The organism is Pyxidicoccus sp. MSG2 (genome assembly GCF_026626705.1).
In the GTDB taxonomy this organism is placed as follows: domain Bacteria; phylum Myxococcota; class Myxococcia; order Myxococcales; family Myxococcaceae; genus Myxococcus.
Genome location: NZ_JAPNKC010000001.1, coordinates 8,431,902 through 8,453,055, shown reverse-complemented (window position 1 = coordinate 8,453,055; position 21,154 = coordinate 8,431,902). Strand labels below are relative to the sequence as shown.

17 protein-coding genes are annotated in these 21,154 nt (G+C 69.9%); 5 read left to right on the top strand and 12 right to left on the bottom strand.

Annotated elements, in window-relative coordinates; translation table 11 throughout:
• Positions 1-108 precede the first annotated feature (108 nt).
• Entirely contained in the window at positions 109-2,739 is a 2,631-nt protein-coding gene (locus OV427_RS33065) for a U32 family peptidase (RefSeq protein ID WP_267860200.1), read from the top strand.
• Here the strand turns inward: OV427_RS33065 and OV427_RS33060 are convergent.
• From OV427_RS33060 to dnaE, 5 genes are all read right to left on the bottom strand, one after another.
• Complete coding sequence (locus tag OV427_RS33060) at positions 2,723-3,169, bottom strand: hypothetical protein (protein WP_267860199.1); 447 nt, start codon at positions 3,167-3,169, stop codon at positions 2,723-2,725. The two genes, OV427_RS33065 and OV427_RS33060, sit on opposite strands and share 17 nt — an antisense overlap.
• A 20-nt stretch (positions 3,170-3,189) precedes the next feature.
• On the bottom strand, positions 3,190-4,230 hold the full coding sequence (locus tag OV427_RS33055; protein ID WP_267860198.1) for a prephenate dehydrogenase/arogenate dehydrogenase family protein: 1,041 nt from the start codon (positions 4,228-4,230) through the stop codon (positions 3,190-3,192).
• A 166-nt stretch (positions 4,231-4,396) separates the two neighbouring features.
• The gene (locus OV427_RS33050; RefSeq protein WP_267860197.1) at positions 4,397-4,660 is read right to left on the bottom strand and encodes a hypothetical protein; all 264 of its coding nucleotides are present in this window, start codon (positions 4,658-4,660) and stop codon (positions 4,397-4,399) included.
• Positions 4,661-4,688: 28 nt separating this feature from the next.
• Positions 4,689-5,516, bottom strand: coding sequence for a crotonase/enoyl-CoA hydratase family protein (locus OV427_RS33045; protein ID WP_267860196.1), 828 nt, complete (start codon positions 5,514-5,516; stop codon positions 4,689-4,691).
• A gap of 56 nt (positions 5,517-5,572) precedes the next feature.
• On the bottom strand, positions 5,573-9,124 hold the full coding sequence (gene dnaE / locus OV427_RS33040) for a DNA polymerase III subunit alpha (RefSeq protein ID WP_267860195.1): 3,552 nt from the start codon (positions 9,122-9,124) through the stop codon (positions 5,573-5,575).
• 400 nt (positions 9,125-9,524) lie between these two features.
• On the opposite strand from dnaE, the gene OV427_RS33035 reads away from it, so the two are divergent.
• Positions 9,525-9,971 carry a Spy/CpxP family protein refolding chaperone gene (locus OV427_RS33035; RefSeq protein WP_267860194.1) on the top strand — a complete coding sequence of 149 codons (447 nt, stop codon included), beginning with the start codon at positions 9,525-9,527 and terminating at the stop codon, positions 9,969-9,971.
• A gap of 120 nt (positions 9,972-10,091) precedes the next feature.
• Positions 10,092-10,892 (top strand): hypothetical protein, encoded by an 801-nt coding sequence (locus OV427_RS33030; protein ID WP_267860193.1) that lies wholly within the window; start codon positions 10,092-10,094, stop codon positions 10,890-10,892.
• A 3-nt stretch (positions 10,893-10,895) separates the two neighbouring features.
• Here the strand turns inward: OV427_RS33030 and OV427_RS33025 are convergent, their stop codons facing one another.
• Genes OV427_RS33025 through OV427_RS33010 form a run of 4 tightly spaced genes read right to left on the bottom strand, consistent with a single transcriptional unit; the run spans position 10,896 to position 14,732 of the window.
• Positions 10,896-11,552, bottom strand: coding sequence for a carboxypeptidase regulatory-like domain-containing protein (locus tag OV427_RS33025; RefSeq protein WP_267860192.1), 657 nt, complete (start codon positions 11,550-11,552; stop codon positions 10,896-10,898).
• Complete coding sequence (locus tag OV427_RS33020; RefSeq protein WP_267860191.1) at positions 11,552-13,234, bottom strand: caspase family protein; 1,683 nt, start codon at positions 13,232-13,234, stop codon at positions 11,552-11,554. Before OV427_RS33020 ends, OV427_RS33025 begins: the two co-directional genes overlap by 1 nt.
• Positions 13,221-14,012, bottom strand: a complete 792-nt coding sequence (locus OV427_RS33015) for a hypothetical protein (RefSeq protein WP_267860190.1) — start codon at positions 14,010-14,012, stop codon at positions 13,221-13,223. The genes OV427_RS33020 and OV427_RS33015 overlap by 14 nt, the downstream gene beginning before the upstream one ends.
• Before the next feature lie 3 nt (positions 14,013-14,015).
• Entirely contained in the window at positions 14,016-14,732 is a 717-nt protein-coding gene (locus tag OV427_RS33010; RefSeq protein ID WP_267860189.1) for an RNA polymerase sigma factor, read from the bottom strand.
• A gap of 220 nt (positions 14,733-14,952) precedes the next feature.
• On the opposite strand from OV427_RS33010, the gene OV427_RS33005 reads away from it, so the two are divergent.
• Both OV427_RS33005 and OV427_RS33000 read left to right on the top strand, forming a co-directional pair.
• A complete protein-coding gene (locus OV427_RS33005) occupies positions 14,953-15,735 on the top strand; it encodes a hypothetical protein (protein ID WP_267860188.1) in 783 nt (260 codons plus the stop codon).
• A 230-nt stretch (positions 15,736-15,965) separates the two neighbouring features.
• The gene (locus OV427_RS33000) at positions 15,966-16,847 is read left to right on the top strand and encodes an aldo/keto reductase (protein ID WP_267860187.1); all 882 of its coding nucleotides are present in this window, start codon (positions 15,966-15,968) and stop codon (positions 16,845-16,847) included.
• A 58-nt stretch (positions 16,848-16,905) separates the two neighbouring features.
• Here OV427_RS33000 and OV427_RS32995 read toward each other — a convergent pair whose 3' ends face one another.
• The 3 genes from OV427_RS32995 to OV427_RS32985 all read right to left on the bottom strand — a co-directional run bounded on the left by OV427_RS32995 (position 16,906) and on the right by OV427_RS32985 (position 21,145).
• Positions 16,906-18,900 carry a glycoside hydrolase family 88 protein gene (locus OV427_RS32995; protein ID WP_267860186.1) on the bottom strand — a complete coding sequence of 665 codons (1,995 nt, stop codon included), beginning with the start codon at positions 18,898-18,900 and terminating at the stop codon, positions 16,906-16,908.
• A gap of 245 nt (positions 18,901-19,145) precedes the next feature.
• Positions 19,146-20,339, bottom strand: coding sequence for a substrate-binding domain-containing protein (locus tag OV427_RS32990; RefSeq protein WP_267860185.1), 1,194 nt, complete (start codon positions 20,337-20,339; stop codon positions 19,146-19,148).
• The gene (locus OV427_RS32985; RefSeq protein ID WP_267860184.1) at positions 20,336-21,145 is read right to left on the bottom strand and encodes a hypothetical protein; all 810 of its coding nucleotides are present in this window, start codon (positions 21,143-21,145) and stop codon (positions 20,336-20,338) included. Before OV427_RS32985 ends, OV427_RS32990 begins: the two co-directional genes overlap by 4 nt.
• Between the last annotated feature and the right edge of the window lie 9 nt (positions 21,146-21,154).

Below are 21,154 nucleotides of genomic sequence, written 5' to 3'. Positions count from 1 at the left end.
CTCCTTTGGAAGCGACCAGGCGGCGACTTGACCAGAACCTAGCGCACCGCGCCATTGGCTTCGCGTGATGGACGGCAGGGGCTGGGGTGCTGTGTTAGAGGACGCGACATGACCCGTCGCCGTCCTGAAATCCTCGCCCCCGCGGGGGACCTCGACTCGATGAAGGCCGCGCTGGCCAGTGGTGCGGACGCCGTCTACTTCGGGCTGGACGAAGGCTTCAACGCGCGCGCCCGTGCGGAGAACTTCTCGCTCGCCACCCTGCCCCAGACGCTGGCGCTCGTGCACCGCGCCGGGGCGCGGGCGTACCTGACGCTGAACACGCTGGTGTTCGAGCCGGAACTGTCCGTGGTGGAGGACATCCTGCGCCGGGTGGCCGCGGCGGGCGTGGACGCGCTCATCGTCCAGGATCCGGCGGTGGCGCTGGTGGCCCGCGCGGTGTGTCCCCAGATGGAGGTGCATGCCTCCACGCAGATGACGATTTCGAGCGCAGAGGGAGCGCGCTTCGCCCGGGGTCTGGGCGCTACGCGGGTGGTGGTGCCTCGCGAGCTGTCGGTGGCGGAGATTCGCCGGCTGGCGTCGGAGACGGACATCGAATTGGAGGTCTTCATCCACGGCGCGCTGTGCATGTCGTGGAGCGGCCAGTGCCTCACCAGCGAGGCGTGGGGCGGGCGCTCCGCCAACCGCGGGCAGTGCGCGCAGTCCTGCCGGCTGCCGTATGACCTGGTGGTGGATGGCCAGACGCGCGAGTTGGGGGACGTGCAGTACCTCCTGAGCCCCAAGGACCTCGCGGGCGTGATGGCGGTACCGCGGCTCGTGGACATCGGCGTGCACTCGCTGAAGATTGAGGGTCGGCAGAAGGGGCCGCAGTACGTGGCCACGGCGGTGCAGGGCTACCGGCGCTGGGTGGACGGCGTGGCGGAGGGGAAGCCGGACGCGGGCGCGCTGAAGAAGGACCTCGCGGACATGACGCTGTCGTACAGCCGGGGCTTCTCGCACGGCTTCTTCGCGGGCTCGGATCACCAGACGCTGGTGGAGGGGCGTTTCCCCAAGCACCGCGGCGCGTACCTGGGCCGGGTGGAGTCGGTGCACGGGCGCGACGTGCGCGTGGTGGACGACGCGGAGGGACGTCCCTGGACGGGCGGACTGGGACAGGAGGAGCAGTCGCGTCCGGACGCGCCGCAGGGCAAGGTGTCCTCGCCGCTGGAGGGCGAAGCCCCCATGGCGGCGGAGTTGTCCCCTCGCCCCGGCATGGGCGTGGTGTTCGACGCGGGCCACCCGGAGGACAAGCACGAGCCCGGCGGTCCGCTGTTCCGCGTGGAGCGCAAGGGGCGCGGCTGGGTGCTGGGCTTCGGCAACCCGGGGCCGGATCTGGCGCGCGTGGCGCCGGGCCAGCGCGTGTGGGTGACGAGCGATCCCTCCCTGGCGAAGCGCACGGAGGAGTTGCTGGCGCAGGGCGAGCCCGAGGGGCGCGTGTCGCTGGAGCTGGTGGTGTCCGGCACGGCCGGTGCGCCGCTGGCGGTGACGGGGAAGGCGCGCGGCGGGCACGTGTGCTCGGTGTCGAGCGAAGTGCCGCTGGCGGAGGCGCGCGGTGGCGGCATGGACGCGGTGCTGCTGAAGGACAAGCTGGCGGCACTGGGCGGGACGCCGTTCCACCTCGCGGGGCTGGATGCGTCCGGCCTGGCACCAGGGCTGCACCTTCCGGTGTCGGAGCTGAAGGCGCTGCGGCGCAGGCTGGTGGCGGAGCTGTCGGAGGCGGTGGCGCGCGGGCCGGTGCGCACGGTGAACGAGGGCTCCACGCTGGAGAGCCTGCGCGCGTCCCTGCGCGAGCGCGTCGTGGCGACGCCCGTGCCCGAGGGCGCGCGGCTGTTGCCGCTGTGCCGGACGGACGAGCAGCTGGAGGCCGTCATCGCCGCGGGGCTGCCCGAGGTGGAGCTGGACTGGATGGAGCTGGTGGGCCTGCAGCGCGCGGTGGAGCGGGCGCGCGCGGCCGGGTTGAAGGTGACGATTGCGACGGTGCGCGTGCAGAAGCCGGGTGAGGAGGGCTACGACGCGCGCATCCAGAAGCTGAAGCCGGACGCGGTGCTGGTGCGGCACTGGGGCGCGATGATGCACTTCCTGGAGCGGCCTCCCGCGCCCGGGGAGCCGCGCCCGGCACTGCACGGAGACTTCTCGCTCAACGTCACCAACTCGATGACGGCGCTGCACCTGCTGGGGCTGGGGTTGGACTCGCTGACCTTCGCGCATGACCTGGATGCGGTGCAGCTGGAGGCCATGCTGGAGCACCTGCCGGCGGAGCGCTTCACGGTGACGGTGCACCACCACATCGCGACGTTCCACACGGAGCACTGCGTGTATTCACACACGCTGTCGCACGGGAGGGACTACCGGAGCTGCGGACGGCCGTGTGAGCAGCACCGCGTGTCCCTGAGAGACCACAAGGGGCTGGAGCATCCAGTGGTGGTGGACGTGGGATGCCGCAACACGGTGTTCAACGCGCAGGCGCAGAGCGCGGCGTCCCTGGTGCCCCGGCTGCTGGAGCGCGGCGTGCGGCGCTACCGGGTGGAGTTCGTCCGCGAGTCGCGCGAGGAGGCCACGCGCGTGCTGTCCGCGTACCAGGACCTGCTCGCGGGCCGCATCGGCCCGGCGGAGACGGTGCGCCGTGCGGCCGTGCACGAGCAGTTCGGCGTGACGAAGGGCACCATGAAGGTGCTCAACCCCACGTTCACCGTGCAGCGTTGACGTCGAGCTTGATTTCGACGCTGGTGCAGACCACTTCGAAGACATCGTCGTAGGTGGCGACGATGTAGTGGCGGTGCTTCGGCGTCGCCTTGTCGGAGTGGCCGAGCTGTCGTGCCTCCGCCAGCCAACGGGAGTTCTTCAGTTCGAAGAAGATGCCCCGCCCCTTGAATCGGCCCATGAACCCGCTGATATCCAGCTCCGTCACCTGGACGAGCACGAACTGGCGGAACCGGAATTCGAAGGGGATATCGCTGGATGGGTGAGCGACGCTCGTGTGCATTCCATCCAGCGTCCCCCGCAGGGTCAGGCACTGGCCCCGATGGTTGTAGTCGACCTCATCCAGGAAGAGGGTGTCCCTTCCCCAGAGGGAGCCAAGCTCCGTCATCACCGGTTCGGCTCGCTCCTCCTCCACGGGCTTCGCTCCGGCCATGTGTTGCCTCCTGGCTCGAATCAGTCGCGTGACGCCCGGCGCGAGAAGCGCAGCACGGCGCGGAACACGTCTTCCACGGCGTCGGCGTCCACCTTCTGTTCCGAGGCCCACTGACGCCGGAGCTTCAGCAGACTGACTTCGCGCTCCTGGTCCGGGAAGGGCAGGCCATGCTCGGACTTCACCTGCGCCGCCTGCTGCACGAGGCGCGCGCGGCGCTCCAGCAACTCCACCAGCTCGCGGTCGACCCCGTCGATGCGCTCGCGAATCTCGGCCAGCCCGGGGGGCGCAGGAATGGCCTCGGAGGCCGCGAGGCTGTCCGACGCCCTCGACGCCTCCAGCTCCAGGTGCAACCGGGTGAGCGCGTCCATCAGCGCTACGCGCGCGTCGCGGCCGTAGGGGTTCTCCGACTGCACGACGCCGAGCAGGTGGGGAACCTCCGTGCTCGCGTACTCCACCAGGCGGGCAATGGGCAGGAAGCTCGGCGGCGCGAAGGGAAGGCCCTTCCCCGCGTCGGCGCGCATCAGGCCGTGCGCCAGGAAGAACGTGAGCACGTGCGTCCGAGCCATCAGCGTGTCGTGCTCGTCCGGCGTCATCTCCGTCACCTCGCACCCCAGCCGCTCGAACAGCGCCCGGGCCCGCCGCACGGCGTCCGGGTGCAGCTCGTTGGGGCACACCACGGTGCGCCGGGGCCTGTCCCCTCGCGCGAGGCTCGCGGGGCCAAAGAGCGGGTGTGTGCCGGCCCAGGGGATGTCCCGGCCCAGCACCGAGGCCAGCACCTGCACCGGCTTCACCTTGACGCTCCCCACGTCGAGCACCGTCTGCGAGGGCGCCAGGTGCGGGCGCAATTCCTGGAGCACCGCACGCATGGCCCCCACCGGCATGGCCAGCACCACGAGGCTCGCGCCGCTCACCGCCTCCGCGAGCGAGCCCACGCGCAGCTCCGGGGGAACCTCCGGCTGCCTTGGGTCATGCACCCGGTGCGGGATGCCTGCTTCGAGTAGCAACCCCGAGAGGGCGCGACCAAAGCGCCCATATCCCAGCAACGCGATGCTCTCCGTCATTGCGACAGGCTCCCGCTGCACGTGCACGATGATGATGAGGAGATCCTCGCATCGACGTCACGCTCGCGGAAGCCCCCCACCCCGTCAGCCCACCTCGCGCTTCAGGTACAGCCGGGTCAGGTTCTGCCCACCCGCCGCTTCGACCTTGCCGGATACCAGCGCTCCGTCAGTCAGAGTCCAGCTGACGCTTCAGGTACAGGCGGGTCAGGTTCTGCCCGCCTGCCACCTCGACCGTGACGGACACCAGCTCCCAGCCCTTCTGTCCCTGGGCCTGGAGCCACTCCGGCACCTGGGCGCAGTACTCGAAGGGCTTGGGATGCCGGGACGCATCCTGGAGGGGAATGCTTCCCGCCCACTGACCGTCCATGAACGTAATCCGCCCTTCCTGCGACTGGGCGACGCGATACTCGAACAGCCGACGCGGTGCCATGCGTGCTCCTCTCTGTCTGGCGGGCTCCTCAACGACCCTGGAAGCGAGGAGGCCGGCGCTCGGCGAAGGCAGAGAAGGCCTCCGTCAGGTCATGCGACTGGAGGAACGCCGAGTTCCACACCGCCACGTAGCGCAGGCCATCCGCGATGGACTTGTCCGCGCAGTACTCCATCACCTGCTTGGCGCCCTGCACGACGAGCGGTGGGTTGTCCGCAATCCGCCGCGCCGTGGCCCGCGCCTCCGTGAGCAGCGCCTCCGGCGTGGCGAACACCTCGTTGACCAGCCCCATGCGCAAGGCTCGCGCCGAGTCCACGTCCCCGCCAGTGTAGGCCAGCTCGCGCGTATTGCCCTCGCCGATGATGCGCGGCAGCCGCTGCAGCGCGCCCAGGTCCGCGACGATGCCGACCTTCACCTCGCGCAGGGAGAACTTCGCCTCCTGCGAGCAGTACCGGAAGTCACACGCGGCGATGAGGTCCATGCCCCCGCCGATGCACCAGCCGTGCACCGCGGCGATGACGGGCTTCCTGCACCGGGCCACCCCTTCCGTGGCCTGCTGCATGTCACCAATCAGCTTGAGCAGCTTCGTGCGCTCCAGCGCCAGGTTGCCCTCGGCAGTGAGCAGCGGCCCGAGGGACTCCATCATCCCCATCAAGTCGAGCCCGTAGGTGAAGTGGCTGCCCTCGCCGCGCACCAGCACGACGCGCACGCTGTCGTCCGCGTCCAGGGCCTTCAGCGCCTCGGGCATCTCCCGCCAGAAGTCGGGGCCCATGGCGTTGCCCTTGCCCGGGCCGGTGAGCACCAGCTCGGCGACGCCCTCGCCCTTCTCGATGCGCACTGACTTGTACGTGCCGTCCATCCATTCCTCCCGCGGAAATGAGCTGGACGGCACTTGACCAGATGCGGCGCCGGCGGTCAGCCGAACTCCACCACCCGCATGCCGAACAGCCGGTCCACCGCGTGTAGCAGGTCGTCATTCACCTGCACCTTGATGGACGTGTTGCCGATGAGCGCTTCGCCTTCACCCTGGAAGAGCACGCTCACGGCCACCGGCGTGGCGCCCGCGTACTTCTTCGCCAGCTCCTGCAGCTTCGCCACCCGCTCCTCGGTGAGCAGGTCCGCGGGCACGCGCAACTCCAGCCGCTTCGTGCGCTTCTCGCGCACCGACTTGAGGCTCTGGATGTCGTCCACGATGAGCTCCGGCGTGGGCGACTCCTCGTCGCGCTGGCTGATCTGCACCGTGCCCGTCACCAGGATGGGGTCATCCGACTTGAGCAGGTGCTCCCAGTTCTCGAAGCCCGGCTTGGGCCCCTGCTTCGCCCACTTGCCATCCCGGCCCATGACGTTGCGCGTGCCGTCCTTGCCCGGGAAGCACACCAGCTCAATCGAGCCGGACAGGTCTTCAATCGTCACCCACGCCATGCGCTTGCCCGTCTTGGTGGGCCGCTCGCGCAGCACCGTGACGACGCCAGCCACCGTGAGCTTGTCGTCCTTCCGCGCCCGCTGCACCGCCGTAATCGGCTTCGCGTAGCGCTTCAGCTCCTTGTCGTACTGGTGCAGCGGATGGCCGGACACGTAGAAGCCGATGGCCTCCTTCTCCAGGGCCAGCCGCTCCTTCTCCGTCCACTCCTCCACCGCGACGTACTCGTCCTTCAGTGCGCCACCGCCCGAGGAGGGGCCGGCCAGCATGCCGAACAGCGAGCTCTGCCCCGCGGCCTTGTCCTTCTGGCTGGACGAGCCGCGGTTCATCGCCTTCTCAATCGTGTCGAAGATCTGCCGGCGCGGACGCTTCTCGAAGTCGAAGGAGCCCGCCTTCACCAGCGCTTCCAGCACCTTCCGGTTGACCTTGCGGCCGTCTACGCGCTCGCAGAAGTCGAAGAGGCTCTTGAAGGAGCCGTCCTTGCGCGCCTCCAGAATCGACTCAATCGCGCCCTCGCCCACGCCCTTGATGGCGCCGAGGCCGAAGCGGATCTTCCCCTCCACCGCGCCGAAGTGCAGGTCCGACTGATTCACATCCGGCGGCAGCACCGCGAGGCCCGACTCGCGTGCCTCGCTGATGTGCTTCACCACCTTGTCGGTGTTGTCCTTCTCGCTGGAGAGAAGGGCCGCCATGAACTCGCACGGGTAATGCGCCTTCAGCCACGCCGTGTGGATGGTGACGAGGCCGTACGCCGCCGAGTGGCTCTTGTTGAAGCCGTACTCGGCGAACTTCTCCATGAGGTCGAAGATTTCGCCGGCCACCTTCAGGTCGACGCTGTTCTTCGCGCACCCCTCGAGGAAGCCGGCCCGCTCGGCCTGCATGACCTCGGCCTTCTTCTTGCCCATGGCGCGGCGGAGCAGGTCGGCGCGGCCCAGGGTGTAGCCACCCAGGACCTGCGAGATCTGCATCACCTGCTCCTGGTACACGATGACGCCGTACGTGTCCTTGAGCACCGGCTCCAGCGCGGGGTGCGGATACGACACCTTCTCCCGGCCGTGCTTGCGGTTGATGAAGACGTCCACCATGCCGGAGTCCAGCGGACCCGGGCGGTAGAGCGCGCCGGCGGCGATGACGTCTTCGAAGCAGTTCGGCTTGAGCTTCACGACCATTTCCGTGAAGCCGCTCGACTCCATCTGGAAGACGCCGGCCGTGTCGCCCTTGGCCATCAGCTCCCAGACCTTGTCGTCGTTGAGCGGAATCTCGTGCCGGGGGATGTCCTTTTCGTGGTTGCGCTTCACCAGGTCCAGCGCGTGCTGGATGACGGTGAGCGTCTTCAGGCCGAGGAAGTCGAACTTCACCAGGCCCGCCGCCTCCACCTCGTCCTTGGCGAACTGGGTGATGAGCGTCTTCTCACCGGGCGGCTGGTAGACGGGCACGAACTCCCACAGCGGCTTGTCGGCGATGACGACGCCGGCCGCGTGCATGCCGGGCTGGCGGTGCAGGCCCTCCAGCGCGAGCGCGATTTCCAGCACGTCCTTGGTGGTGACGGGACGGCCTTCCACCTCGCCGAGGTTGGTGGGCGTCTCCATCATCTCCTTGAGGCGAGGCTCCATCTCGATGGCCTCCTTCAAGGTGATGTTGAGGACCTCGGGCACCAGCTTGGCGATGCGGTCACCCTCGCTGAACGGCAGCGCGAAGACGCGGCACACGTCACGCAGCACGCTCTTCGCCTTGAGCGAGCCGAAGGTGATGATCTGCCCCACGTTCATCTCGCCGTACTTGCGGCCGACGTACTTGATGACCTCGTCGCGGCGGTCCTGGCAGAAGTCGATATCGAAGTCCGGCATCGACACGCGCTCCGGATTCAGGAAGCGCTCGAACAGGAGGTTGTACGGAATGGGGTCCACGTCCGTGATGCGCAGCGCGTAGGCCACGAGGCTGCCGGCGCCGGAGCCACGGCCCGGGCCCACGGGGATGTTCTGCTTCTTCGCCCAGTTGATGAAGTCCTGGACGATGAGGAAGTAGCCGCTGAACCCCATCTTCTGGATGACGCCAATCTCCAGCTTCAGGCGGTCCAGGTACACCTCGCGGTCGATGGGGTACGTGACGGTGGCGGCCAGTTCCTGGAAGCGCTCGCGCAGGCCCTCGTAGGCCAGCTCCGCCATGTAGCTGTCCGGAGTGTGGCTGTCGGGCACCTTGAAGGTGGGCAGCATGGGCTTGCCCAGCTTCAGCTCCAGGTTGCACTGCTCGGCGATGCGCTGGGTGTTGTGGACGGCCTCGGGGATGTCCTTGAAGGCCTCCAGCATCTCCGCGGGGCTCGTGACGTAGAGCTTGTCCGTGGAGTGCTTCATGCGCTTGCCGTCCGCCAGCGTCTTGCCGCTGGCGATGCACATGAGCAATTCGTGCGCGCGGGCGTCCTCGCGCTTGATGTAGTGCGCGTCCGCGGTGGCGCACAGCGGGATGTCCATGTCCCGCGAGAGCTGCTTGAGGTTCTCGTTGGCCTTGTCCTGCTCGGGCATCCCGTTGGACTGCACCTCCAGGAAGAAGTGCCCGGGCTCGAAGATGTCCTTGTACTCCTGCGCGGCGCGGCGGGCGTGGTCCATGTCGCCGCGGAAGCACGCGCTCGTCACCTCACCGCCGAGGCACGCGGTGAGGGCGAAGAGCCCCTTGCTGTGCTCGGCCAGCACCTTCTTGTCGATGCGGGGGTGGTAGTAGAAGCCCTGCATGTACGCGGTGGAGGAGAGGTAGCGGAGGTTCGCGTAGCCCTCCGCGTTCTTCGCCACGAGGATGAGGTGGTGCGACACCTTCTCCGAGCGGTCCTCGCGCCCCTTGGGGCCCGCGACGTAGGCCTCCATGCCGAGGATGGGCTTGATGCCGGCGTCCTTGGCCTTCTTGTAGAAGTCGATGGCGCCAAACATGTTGCCGTGGTCCGTCACGGCAACGCTGGTCATCCCCTTCTCCTTCACCGTCTTGATGAGGTCCTTCATCCGAATCGCCCCGTCGAGGAGCGAATAGAGGGTGTGCAGGTGGAGGTGGGTGAAAGACATGGGCTCGTGCCACTCCAGGGGGAGAGATGCTGAACACTAGGGCCGCGCTCCCCTGCTCGCCAGTCCAGTAACGAGACTCTGGAGGTAGGCGACGGCGGAGCCGATAAATCGGCCCTGGAGCCTCTTCTGCCATGAGCGGAAGCGGGGACGGAAGAAACTAACGACGCGGCCCTGCTGGCGCCCGCTTCCGTGCCCCCGTCCAGGCGTCCGCCGCTGCGATTCCGGGATGTTGCGCGGCCTCCTGCCCGGCAGCCGGGCGGGCCCGGGTGACGGTCCGGGCGTCGGCCCGGCACGCTTCACACTTCTTCACGCCCCGTACAGGCGCACGAAACGGGCGAACGGCACATTGGGCACTGTCGACAACCCCTTCCGGGCCCTCCTGGCCCCTGGAGACAGTGTCATGATGAAGAAGCTCGCCATTGCCGGTTCCGCCGTCCTCGCCGTCGTCCTCCTCAGCGGCTTCGCCTTCCGCGGCGGCCACGGCTGGGGTCACAACCCCGAGCGCATCAAGCAGATGGTGACGTGGCGGCTGAACGACAAGCTGGAGGACCTGGACGCCACCGATGCGCAGCGCCAGTCCATCAACGCCGTGAAGGACCGCCTGTTCGACGACGGCGTGAAGCTCATGGAGGAGCAGCACGGGGCGCGCGAGGAGGCCTTCACCCAGCTCGCGTCGGACACCCCGGATGCGCAGAAGCTGCACGCGCTGGTGGACGCCCGCATCGACGCCATGCGCGCCTTCGCCCACAAGATGACGGATGCCGCGCTGGAGGTGCACGGCACGCTGACGCCGGAGCAGCGCAAGGAGCTGGCCACCGAGTTCCGTGAGCGCACGGGCGTCAAGTGAACGCCCGGACGGGCCCGTCACCGAAGACGGGCCCGGGCGCAGTGGAGCACTGAACGCCCCGCCCCCGTACGGAGGTGGGAATGGGTGGGCGGCCGGCCGCGCCACGGCTAGCTTCAAGCCGTGAATTACACCGACTACGCCCAGCGCATCCGCTCCTTCGTGACGCTCGCGGAGGTCGCCGAGTACGGCCGCGTCACGGAAGGGGGCCTCGAGTACCCGCTCTTCCGGCTCACCGTCCCGGGTGAACGTTGGCTGGTCATCACCTCCGGCTTCCATGGGGAGGAACCCGCCGGCCCGCTGACGCTGGCCGAGCACTTCCCGGAGGTGGTGGCCTACGCGCGCGAGCGCGGCGTGGGGCTGCGCGTCTACCCGTGTATCAACCCCTCCGGCTTCGAGGACGGCACCCGCTACAACCGCAGCGGTGAGAAACCCAACAACGACTTCATGCGCTACGAGGTGGCGCCCGGCGAGTGGAAGGGCGAGCTGAACCGCCCGCAGCCCATCCTCCGCTGGGTGCTGTTCGACGGTGGCCCGAAGGAGACGCGCGCGGTGCGCTCGGACCTGGCGCGCTTCCCGCCGCCGAACGCCGCGCTCGACATCCACCAGGACAACTACCTGGGCGGCGAGGCGACGTACGCGTACACCTTCGGGGACAAGAAGGCCTACCGCCCGCTGGTGGACGCGGCCGCCCGCCACGTCACCGTGGTGCGCAACCAGAAGGTGGACGAGAACAACGTTACCGACGCGGACGGCCTCATCGAGTACCACGACGGCAGCATCACCGACTGGTACATGCGCCAGGGCGTCCCCTTCGCGACGGCGCTGGAGACCACGACGCCCACGCCGCTGGCGAAGTGCCACGCCGTGAATCTCATCTGGATTCGCGGCTTCATCGACCTGGCGGCGCGCGGAGGCCGGTGACGCTCACGGGTGGTCGTCCCCGCCGTCGGGGTCGTCACTGCCGCCATCGGGGTCATCGCTCCCGCCGTCGTCGTCCCCACCGTGGCCATCGGACTGGAGGATGATGGAGCGCACCAGCTCCTCGCCCTCGCGGACGCAGACGTCCTCCTCCACGTCCTCCACGTCGTCCGCCTTCACCTCCAGCTCGTAGCAGCCGGCGGGCAGCGGGCCCACGCGCACCTCGCCGCTGGTGGCGTCCACCTTGATGTCGTCCAGCACCGTGCCATCCACCTCCACCTCGGCGCGGGAGGGGATGCCTCCATTGCCGTCCGACACGCGCACGGTGATGAAGGCGCCGGGCCCGGGCTGGATGTCGCCCACGTCGGTGACGCGTGCGCCCTGCGCCACCACCTTCGAGCGGGCCGCGCGCGTGCGCGAGGCCACCACGAAGAGTTCCACGGTGGTGGCGGGCACGCCGGCCAGTTCGAAGCGGCCGTCTGCATCCACCCCGACGCGCAGCTCGGGCTGGCCCAGCAGGCTCACCATCGCCACGTCGGCCTCGGCGCCGACGATTCGCCCGCGCACCGTGCCGGACTCCAGCGGGACGTTGTTGAAGCCGCCGCAGCCCGCGAGGGCCAGCCACAGCAGGCCGAGTGCCTTCTTCCGTCCTGGCGTGCGCATCAGAACCGATACCCTCCGCCCAGCATCAGGCCTCCGAAGCCCACCATGCGCGTCTGCCCGTCCACCGGGACATAGGCCCACAGCAACTGCGCCTTCGCATCCACCACGAACGCCGGGCTGAAGCGCCAGGACAGTCCCGCCATCCAGCCGGGCCACACCGTGAGGTAGCGCTCGTCCCGGCTCAACAACTCCAACTGGAAGGAGCGCTGGAGCCATAGACCGGCCACACGCGGGCCGGTGGAGAAGCCCACGGGCCCCCACCACCACGAGGGCCCCACCGCGGCGCCCAGCAGCAGCGTGCGGTGGCGCACCGGCACCGAGCCTCCCGGGTCCAACCGGAGCACCTCACGCCCCTGCCCCGCCGCCACGTCCACCCAGACATCCAGCCGCCCGTCCAACAACACTCCGTCCAGCCGCAGCGCCGCGCCCGCGAGCACCGACGCCGGCAGCACCTGCTCCCGGCTGCGCGCGTCGAGGAAGCCCAGCGCGCCCGCCTCCAACGCCACGGTGCGCCGGGGCCCGGAAGAGGCGCGGGACACGAGCGCCTCCAATTCGCGCCGCTCCCCGGCCTCCAGCGCCACGGTGTCCTCCCACAGCACCCGCCCGCCCTTGCGCAGCTCCAGACGGCGCTTGCCCTCCGGCACCACCACGCCGCCGGGCAGCTCGCCCGCGACTTCGCCGTCCACCTTGAGCGTGAAGCCCTCCAGGCGCGCGCTGTACGAAAAGACCTCGGGCTGCCCCGGACGCTCCAGCGCGCCCGCGAGCAACACCGGGTCCGCGCCCACTTCCAGAATCTGCGCGCTCGGCCGCTGACGGCCACTCGTATAGGCCCACGTGTTGCGGCGGGCCCAGTCGTGCGCCTCGGTGGCGCTCACCGCGCCGTCGCGGTTCCTGTCGCCCCGGCCGTCGAGCGCCTCGATGAGGAAGTGCGTGTAGATGTCATTGGACAGCGCGTCGTCCTCGCGCGCCGCCTCGCCCCAGTCGCTGGCGGAGAGAATGATGGACGCGCGGCTCGCCTCCTCCAGCGGCCTCGGCAGGAAGGCGGCCTTGGTGCGCGCCAGCTCGTCGCGAACGGCCGGGGGCAGCAGCGACTTGCCCGTGCCGCTGTGGCAGGTGGCCAGCACGAGCACGCGGCGGCGCGAGCCCAGCCGCTCCAGCGCGCTCTCCAATTCCGCCATCTCCAGCCCGGTGCCGGGCACATCGCGGAAGGCGGTGTCCTGCGTCACCAGGTAGCGCTGCAGCTCGCCGGAGAAGTCTCGCGCCAGCGTGCCGTGCGCGGAGACGTAGACAACCACCACGTCCTGCGAGCGCCAGGGTCGGGACTCCAGCGCTCGCAGCGCGCCCAGAATCGCCTGGCGCGTCGTCTGCTCCGGCCGCGCCAGCACCGTCACCGACTTGAAGCCGCCGCGCGCCGGGTCCGCCAACACGCGCCCCAGGTCCTCCGCGTCCTTGCCCGCGTAGAGCAGCCGGTGCCACGACGGGTCCGCATACTCGGGGATGCCGATGAGCAGCGCGTGCCGCTCGCCCACCTGTGCCGAGGCCGGCGCGTCCTCCTGGCGCACGCGCACCATCCGGCCCTTCTCGCCCGACTCCGCCGTGCGACAGGCGGAGAGCGCGAAGGCCAGCAACACGCACAGCATGGACAGCGGACGCGCCAGACAGGGCTCCTCAGGGCGCAGCATGCCCCGGCTCCACGCGCAGGCGCAGCCGGGCCTGCACCGCCTCTGGAGGGACTGTCGCCTGCTCGGCCGCCTGCTCCATCGCCTCCCGCGAGCCGGGGCCCTTCGGCCATGCCACCAACACGAGCGTCACCGGCCCATGCTCACCTTCGAGCGACACGCCCGCGAGGTCCGCGCCCTCGCGCAGGGGGTGGGTGCCCGGCTCCAGCGCGTAGCGCCCCAGCACCTGCGTGGGCAGGCCCGGGGCCTCTCGCACCAGCAGCGCGTCGGAGGCCTCGCTGGCGTGGTAGTGCAGCAGCACCACCGCCTCGGGCGGCAGCACCGTGCCTTCGGTCACCGGGGGTGTCTCGCCGGTGGGAAGCTGCGCCATCGCCGCCAGCTCCAGCACCAGCGACACGCCGCCCTTGAGGCGCTGTGAGGACCCGGGCTGGGGCGTCAGCACCTCGGGCCGGAGGGAGATGGCGAATACGGCCGCCATCGCCGCCACCGCCGCCGCTCCTGCCAGCCACGTGCGCTTCGGCGTCCCCAGGCGACGGCGCAGGCGGGCCCAGCCCACCGCGTCCTCTCGCGCGGGCCCGCGCAGCTCACCGAGCGCCTCGTCCGCCAATGCGTCGAGACCCAGGGTGTCCTCCGCGTCTTCCTCCGACTCCACCGCGAGGAAGTCCTCACAGACGTCGCAGGGCGTCGCCAGGTGCGCGGCGAAGTACGCCACGGCCCCTGGCTCCTTGCGCTGCAGTGCGCGCCAACCTTCCGCGTCCAGGTGCCTGACGGTGTCGCCCATGGCTCACTCCACCTCCGCGGCCAGCAGCCGCGCCAGCAGCTCTCGCTTCACCCGCGCCCTGAAGCGCTCCAGCCTCATCGTCACCGCGCTCTTGCCCAGGCCCAGCCTGTCGGCGATCTCCCGCGCGCTCAGCTCGCCCTCCACATAGAAGAGGCGGGCCGTCTCCTTCTCCGGGCCCTCGGGCAGCCCTTCGATGAGCGCGCGCACCACCGCCACCCGCCGCTCCAGCTCGAGCGAGGGCGGCACCGCCGGCGCGGCCACGTCCACCTGATGGGACAGGTCCTCCGTCGCGCGGGCGCGAACCTGCGCGCCCCGGCTGAGCGCCTGCGCGTGGTGACGGGCAATGGTGACGAGCCAGCGACTGAATGCTCGCGGGTGCTGGAGGCGCGGCAGCTCGCGGAAGGCGCGGGCGAAGGACTCCTGGACGACGTCCTCCACCTCCGCCGGCCCCAGCGCCGAATACCCGAGCGCCACGCGGCGCACCGAGGCGTGGAAGCGCTGGTACAGCTCGCGGCACGCGGACTGCTCACCCCGCGCGGCGCGCTGGATGCTGGCGGCGACCTGTTCCTCCGTCACGGAACGACCGCCCCGGAGCACGTCCACCTTGTGGTGGGATGCGCGAAGCCGTGCCCGCGCGGCTCCGTGCGCGAGCGGCCGGACGTAGGGGTGCACCCGGAGGGACAAGCCCCCGGCGACACCGCGTTGGGTCTGCGGAAACACGCCATGTCTCCCCGTTGAGTACTCCGTCGCCAGGGAAGGAGTCACGAGGCCCCTTTTCGGCCACACGCACCCGACGTGCGGCCCTCCGCCTCCACGCGGCACCCGAGGTACGTGTGGCCGATTTTCGCGTCGCGACTCCTTCTTTTTCGCAAGGGGACATCGCCGCGGCGGCGGGCCGGAAGGTGCCGCGGACCGACAGCCCCCACATCAGGAGAAAGCCATGCGTCGTTACCTGGGAATGTGCGCGTCCGTCTTGTTGCTGTCCGCCTGCAGTGGCAGCGAGCCCACCGCGGTCGGCCTGAGCACTCGCGTGGGCGCCGCGAAGAGCACCGCCTCGGTCCCCCGTCAGTCCGAGCAGCGGCTGACGCTGTCCAACGGCATCACCGTGGAGCGCGTGCGGCTCTCCGTGAAGGAGCTGGAGCTCGAGCTGGAGGGTGATGACGACGACGATGGCTCCAACGACGCGGGCACGGCGGACGACCACGGCGGCGAGCGCAAGGACGAGACGGGCCCCTTCCTCATCGACCTGTCCGGTGCGGGGCTCGAAGGCACGGTGGTGCAGCTGCGCGACGTGCAGGTGGAGACGGGCACGTACGACGAAATCGAGTTCGACATCAGCAAGGTGTCCGTGGACGACGCGGGCGACAACGCCGGCCTGAAGGAGATGGCCGAGCGCGGGGCATCCATCATCATCGACGGCACGATTGATGGAGAGCCCTTCAGCTTCGTCTCCAGCCTGACGGTGGAGCAGGAGCGCGAGGCGAGCTTCGAAATCACCGCCGAGGACACACAGAACGTCACCATCAACATCGACCCGAGCGGCTGGTTCACCGGCTCCAGCGGCGGGCGGCTGGACCCGCGCGAGAGCGGCGCGCGCTCGGACATCGAGAACAACATCAAGAACTCCATCGACGCCTTCGACGACGATGACCGGAACGGCGGCGAGGACCACGACGACGACAACGGCGGCGACCACCACGGCGGCGAGGACGACGAGGACTGAACCACCCGGGGCATGCCCTTTCAGGGGCATCACCTCCCCAGCCGGAAGCTCGGGCTTCCGCGCGGTTCCCGCTGACCAGACCTGCTCCCGCGGACCTGGTCGGCGCATCCCCTCTCGCGTGAGCAGTGGGCGGTGGCGTGGTGTCTCGTTGGGTGCCACACCGTTGCCCCCGTGCCATGCTGTGGACCTCGGTTGGAGCGCGGCCATTCCGGGCCACGCGAGGAGGTTCCATGGAGCGCCGCCCCCTGGGAAGGACGGGACTGCAGGTGTCCGTGCTCGGCTTTGGCGCGGGACACGTGGGCAGTCCGGACCTCGCGGAGGCGGACGCCGCCGCGCTGCTGCACGGCGTGCTGGACTCGGGCATCAACCTCGTCGACACAGCGCCCGGCTATGGGCTGTCGGAGGAGCGCATCGGCCGGCACCTGCACGGCCGCCGCTCCGAGTTCGTCCTGTCCACCAAGTGCGGCTACGGCGTGCCGGGTGTGGAGGACTGGACGCCCGAGTGCATCACCCGCGGCGTGGACCAGGCCCTCCAGCGGCTGCGCACCGACGTGCTCGACGTGGTGCACTTCCACTCGTGCCCCGTGGACGTGCTCCAGCGGCCCGGCTTGATTGACGCCCTGGTGCGCGCCGTGGAGGCAGGCAAGGTGCGCGCCGCCGCCTACTCCGGGGACAATGCCGCGCTGGAGTACGCGCTGGGCACCGGCGCCTTCACCGTGGTGCAGACCTCCGTCAATCTCTTCGACCAGCGCGCCATCGACCGGGGCGTGGCATGGGCCCGGGAGAAGGGCGTGGGCGTCATCGCCAAGCGGCCTTTGGGCAATGCCCCCTGGCGCTTCAACGAGCGCCCCGGCGCGCATGACATCGGTGAGTACTGGCACCGGATGCGCACCCTGGCGCTCGACTCGCACGGACTGGACTGGGGCGAACTGGCGCTGCGCTTCGCCGCCCATGTGCCCGGCGTGTCCACCTGCATCGTGGGCACCGGGCGGATGGACAACCTGCGGCGGAACCTGCGGGCGTTGGAGCAGGGCCCGCTGCCCACGGACTTCGTCGACACCATCCGCGACGCCTTCCGCCGCAATGACGCTGGTTGGGACGGGATGATTTGAAACGGCGCGGCCTCCCTCCGCTCGCAGGTCGCGGAGAGAGGCCGGATTCAGCCTGGGTTCAGCGTGCCGCGCGCCTGCGCCTGCCGCGCAGGGCCAGGCCCGCGAGCGTGAGCAGGGCCAGCGGGAGGGGCGCCGCCGCCGTGACGCCGCAGCCCCCGACGGACTCATCCACCACTACGTCGGGCACGCTCTCGTCCGGAGCCGGAGTGGGCGCCGGGTCCGGCGGCGGCGTGGCGTCCTCCACCACTCCCGGCGGCCCGTCTCCCTCGCGCGGCCCCGCGGCCTCGCCGTCCTCGCGGGCGGCCTCGTCCCGCTCGAAGCCTCCCATGCTGTCCAGCAGCGAGGCCGGGAGCACCTCGGCCTCGGGCTCGGGGGCGGTGACAGTCGCTGCCGAACCGGCGACCACCTTGTGCCCCAGCACGCGGAAGTCGCTGTTCTCGATGACCGTCCTCACCGACACCCGGCCGATGTCGTTGATGGCCGGGGCTCCGGTGCGGAAGACATAGCGGTCGGCAATCCGAATCTCGCTCCCTCCCGGCGGGCGGACCCAGACGCTGTAGCGCTGCGCGGGCAGGTCCACGAGGATGCGCACGTGGTACGTCTGCCCCGAGACGTACGGCACCCGGGTGAGCACCGAGTAGCCTCCTCCGTTGCGCACGTCGAAGTAGCCATCCGTGTTCATGCGCACCGTCAGCGGCAGGCTTCCGTACCCGGCAATCTCCGTGGAGCTGTCCGCGTAGCCCACCGTGCCGTCCTGCGGGAAGGCGCGCGGGTTGATGTCGAACTCGATGGTGCGCACGCCCGTGTTGGTGGTGCCGAGCAGGTGCTGGCTCTGGAAGAAGGACGTCTTCGAGTACCAGGGGTACGGCGGCTTCGGGTTGAAGCGCAGCACCGCCTCCAGGAAGTAGTAGTCGCCGTAGATGAGCGTGGTGTTGATTTCCTTCCCCGCCGGGAAGTTCCCCACGCCGTGCAGCAGCAGGCCCGGGCTGTTGGTGCCCTCGGCGAAGTACGCGGAGGACACCAGCGAGTCGAGCGTGCGCAGCGCCGCGTCGCGGTAGCGCGTCCTGCGGGTGGCGTCCGTCTCCAGGCTGCTCAGCTCCAGCAGCGCGGACGCGGCGGCCGCCGCCGCGGAGGAGTCCTTCGACAGGGTGGGCGCGTTGAAGTCCCAGTTGGGCACCATGTCCGCAGGCAGGCGGGCCAGGTACCAGTCCGTCACCTTGCGCGCCGCGTCCAGCATGCGCGTGTCACCCGTGTACCGGTAGACCATGGTGTACCCATAGATGAGCCACACGTGCCCGCGCGCCCAGGTGGAGCTGGCCGAGTACCCCTGGTAGGTGCCCCGGGAGCGGATGGCCCCCGTGGTGCGGCTGTAATCCACGTAGTGGAAGGAGCTGCCATCCGCGCGCACCGCGTCCTGGAGCGTCTTGAGCGCGTGGTTGACGGCCATCGTCCGCCACTCCGGTCGTCCGCCGTTCTGCGATGCCCACAGCAGCAGCTCCAGGTTCATCATCGTGTCGGTGACGAGCGGCACCTGCCAGGCGGAGTTCCAGTCGCAGCAACTGATGATGCCCACCTGCGAGTTGTACCGGGACGCGAGCGACTCGGCGGCCGTGAGCAACACGTCGCGGTAGTACGTGTCACCGGTGAGCCGGTACGCGTTGCCGAAGCTGAGGAAGAGCTTGAAGCCCAGGTCGTGCGTCTGCCGGTTGGTCTTCTGCAGCTCCAGGGTCCGCGTCCAGCGGTCCGCGCGGTCCCTCCACAGGGGCTCGCTGCCCACCTGGAACATGAACCACATGCTTCCGGGGAAGAAGCCCTGCGTCCACTCGATGAGGTCCGTGTTGCGCCTCCGGCTCCACGTCCCGTCCGACTGGCCCGCCTTGGGCGACCAGGTCGCGTCCGGCATCTCCACCGTGGTGTCCGCGAGCTGGCTGCGCGCGAAGCCAATCACCTTCACCGCGTCCGCGTCGCTGAAGGCCTCTGCCCGGGGAACCAGCACCAGCATTCCCAGACACAGCACCGCGACAATTCTTTTCAAATACTGACCGGATGTCATGCGTACCCCCTCCCATCCGCCGGGCAAGGTGACGGCGTACGCACGGCGCGGCCAGGGACTCCCCCTGACTCACCGTCCGGCTGCTCGGTCTACGAAGTGGCGGGCACCTGGATGGGGAGCATTCCGGGCCGATGTGAAGACCGGCTCCATGACTTCTCCCCGGCTCCAGGGACGAGGTCCCCGGGCCCGTGCAAGGGATTGTCACGATGCCGTCGGTTGGAAAGCGGGCGCTGGCCGCCTGCCCGCTACCGCGATGCGGCCACCACGCGGGACCACATGGTGAGCAGGTTACGAACGACGGGACCCTCGGGCACCTCCGCCACGGGGGGCACGTCCACCTGGATGCCGTGCGACGCGAGCCGCGTGAAGGGGTTGCTCGCGTCCTGCGTCTTCAGCGGCACCGCCGGGTCCGCGGGCCGGAAGCCGAAGGCCAGCGCTCGCTCCTGCACGGGCCGGCTGCGCAGATAGCGCAGCCACTCCAGCGCCGCCGCCTTCTGCTTCGGTGTCACCCAGTCGCCTTGGAGCACGCCCGCGGGGTGGTCGCTCCACAGCGTGAGGGCCGGGTAGTAGACCTTCAGGTTGCCCCACCGGCCCTGGGCGTTGGCAATCTGCGAAATCGCCAGGTTCTCGTACACCACGGCGATGTCGTACTTGGACGGGCCGAAGCGGACCATGTCCGTCATGAACGTGCCCGTGGACGTCTCGAAGCGGGTGACGCCCTTCTCCAGTTGCTTCATCCACTCCTGGTACTTCGGGTCCAGCAAATCACCGACCGTCAGGCCGCTGCGCTTGTTGTAGTACTCCAGCGTCGCCAGCAACAGCGCCTGGAGCCCGGAGTTGGAGCGCGTCGGGTCCGTGTGGCCCAGCTTCACGAAGCCCCATTCCGGCTTGCCGCCGATGGCGGGCCAACCCTGGTCGCTGGCCACCGCCTTGTGGATGGCCTTCCACGACACGGCCTTCCCCTCGTTGGCCTTCTGCAGCACCTCCGCCCGGTCTTCCCATACGACGAAGACGAGCGGCGTAATCACCAGCGGCTGCGGCGCGCCCTCGCCGTCGGTGGCGAAGAGCGGCCCGCGCGAGGGCTCGGTGGCCCAGTCCGACTCCAGCATGCGCAGCACCGCGCTGTCCGCGGGGCTCCACACCGTGGGCTTCTCGCGGCCGTCGAGGATGGCCTGCGCCGCGTCCAGCGAGCCCTTGCCCACGAGGCTGACCTTGATGTCCGGGTGCTCGCGCTGGAACGACGCCGCGGCGGACTCCACCCAGTCCTTCTTCTCCGTGCTGTAGAGGAAGGAGATTTCCGTCACCTCACCGCGCGCGGCCGGCTCGGAACCCTGAGGGGCGGTGCCACCCTGGGAGCCCACGCCGCGCTGGGCGGTCAGATAGAAGACCCCGCCGACCGCGGCGAGGAACCCGATGATGATGAGGACCTTGGGCTTCATGTGCCGACTCGCACCTCATGGAAGGACTTCAGGGTCTCCTCGAAGGCACCGAGCTCTCCATTCATCCGGCCCAGCTCCTCGTTGAGGTCCCCGTACATGCTCTCCGTGGCCTGCGCATCCAGCGCGTGCAGGCGCATCACCTTCGCGGGCAGCCCCTGGTACGTGGCGGCGATGCGCGACAGGTTGGCGAGCACCCGCTCCCGCGCCGCGTCGATGTCCACCAGGGCCGCCAGTTGCTCCTCGCGTGCCGCGCGGGCGCTCTCGTACTGGGCCCGCGCCTCCGCGTCGCGCGTGCCCGCGGCCTGCTCCGAGGCCAGGCGGATCTGCTCGCGCACCGTCCCCGGGTCCACCTGCCCCAGGAAGCGCGCCAGCTCCTCGCCCCGCACCGCCAGCCGCGCCGCGCGGCCCTCCAGCTCGTGCAACGAGGAGAGCACCAGCCCCAGGTGCGAGCGCACCGCTTCCGGCGCCTCCTTCAGCGTGCGCTCCAACTGGGCGCGCGCGGCGGCGATGGCCCGCACCGCGTCGCGCACGCGGGCGTCTCGCAGCGAGTCCGCGTCGGGCAGGCGGGCGGCAACCTCTTCCTTCGAGTTTCCGCTGAGCGCATCGCGCCAGAAGCCGGGCGTGACCAGGTCCCACGCCACCAGCGCCGCGTAGGCCACGCCGCCCAGCGCCAGCACGGGCCACGAGTGGAGCGCCGCCGCACTCAGCGCCCCGGCCCCCGCCACCGTCAGGTTGACGGCGCCGCCCGCCGAGCGCGCCAGGACGCGAGGGAAGTGCCGCACCAGCGCGGACTCACGCTCGGCCATTGCATTCCC

Coding starts and splice junctions, on each gene's coding strand:
- OV427_RS33035 (WP_267860194.1), top strand. CDS start 9,525: ATGATGAAGAAGCTCGCCATTGCCGGTTCCGCCGTCCTCGCCGTCGTC.
- OV427_RS32990 (WP_267860185.1), bottom strand. CDS start 20,339: ATGAAGCCCAAGGTCCTCATCATCATCGGGTTCCTCGCCGCGGTCGGC.
- OV427_RS33050 (WP_267860197.1), bottom strand. CDS start 4,660: ATGGCACCGCGTCGGCTGTTCGAGTATCGCGTCGCCCAGTCGCAGGAA.
- OV427_RS33055 (WP_267860198.1), bottom strand. CDS start 4,230: ATGACGGAGAGCATCGCGTTGCTGGGATATGGGCGCTTTGGTCGCGCC.
- OV427_RS33065 (WP_267860200.1), top strand. CDS start 109: ATGACCCGTCGCCGTCCTGAAATCCTCGCCCCCGCGGGGGACCTCGAC.
- OV427_RS33000 (WP_267860187.1), top strand. CDS start 15,966: ATGGAGCGCCGCCCCCTGGGAAGGACGGGACTGCAGGTGTCCGTGCTC.
- OV427_RS33025 (WP_267860192.1), bottom strand. CDS start 11,552: ATGCGCACGCCAGGACGGAAGAAGGCACTCGGCCTGCTGTGGCTGGCC.
- OV427_RS33045 (WP_267860196.1), bottom strand. CDS start 5,516: ATGGACGGCACGTACAAGTCAGTGCGCATCGAGAAGGGCGAGGGCGTC.
- dnaE (WP_267860195.1), bottom strand. CDS start 9,124: ATGTCTTTCACCCACCTCCACCTGCACACCCTCTATTCGCTCCTCGAC.
- OV427_RS33015 (WP_267860190.1), bottom strand. CDS start 14,012: ATGGGCGACACCGTCAGGCACCTGGACGCGGAAGGTTGGCGCGCACTG.
- OV427_RS32995 (WP_267860186.1), bottom strand. CDS start 18,900: ATGACATCCGGTCAGTATTTGAAAAGAATTGTCGCGGTGCTGTGTCTG.
- OV427_RS33005 (WP_267860188.1), top strand. CDS start 14,953: ATGCGTCGTTACCTGGGAATGTGCGCGTCCGTCTTGTTGCTGTCCGCC.
- OV427_RS32985 (WP_267860184.1), bottom strand. CDS start 21,145: ATGGCCGAGCGTGAGTCCGCGCTGGTGCGGCACTTCCCTCGCGTCCTG.
- OV427_RS33020 (WP_267860191.1), bottom strand. CDS start 13,234: ATGCTGCGCCCTGAGGAGCCCTGTCTGGCGCGTCCGCTGTCCATGCTG.
- OV427_RS33060 (WP_267860199.1), bottom strand. CDS start 3,169: ATGGCCGGAGCGAAGCCCGTGGAGGAGGAGCGAGCCGAACCGGTGATG.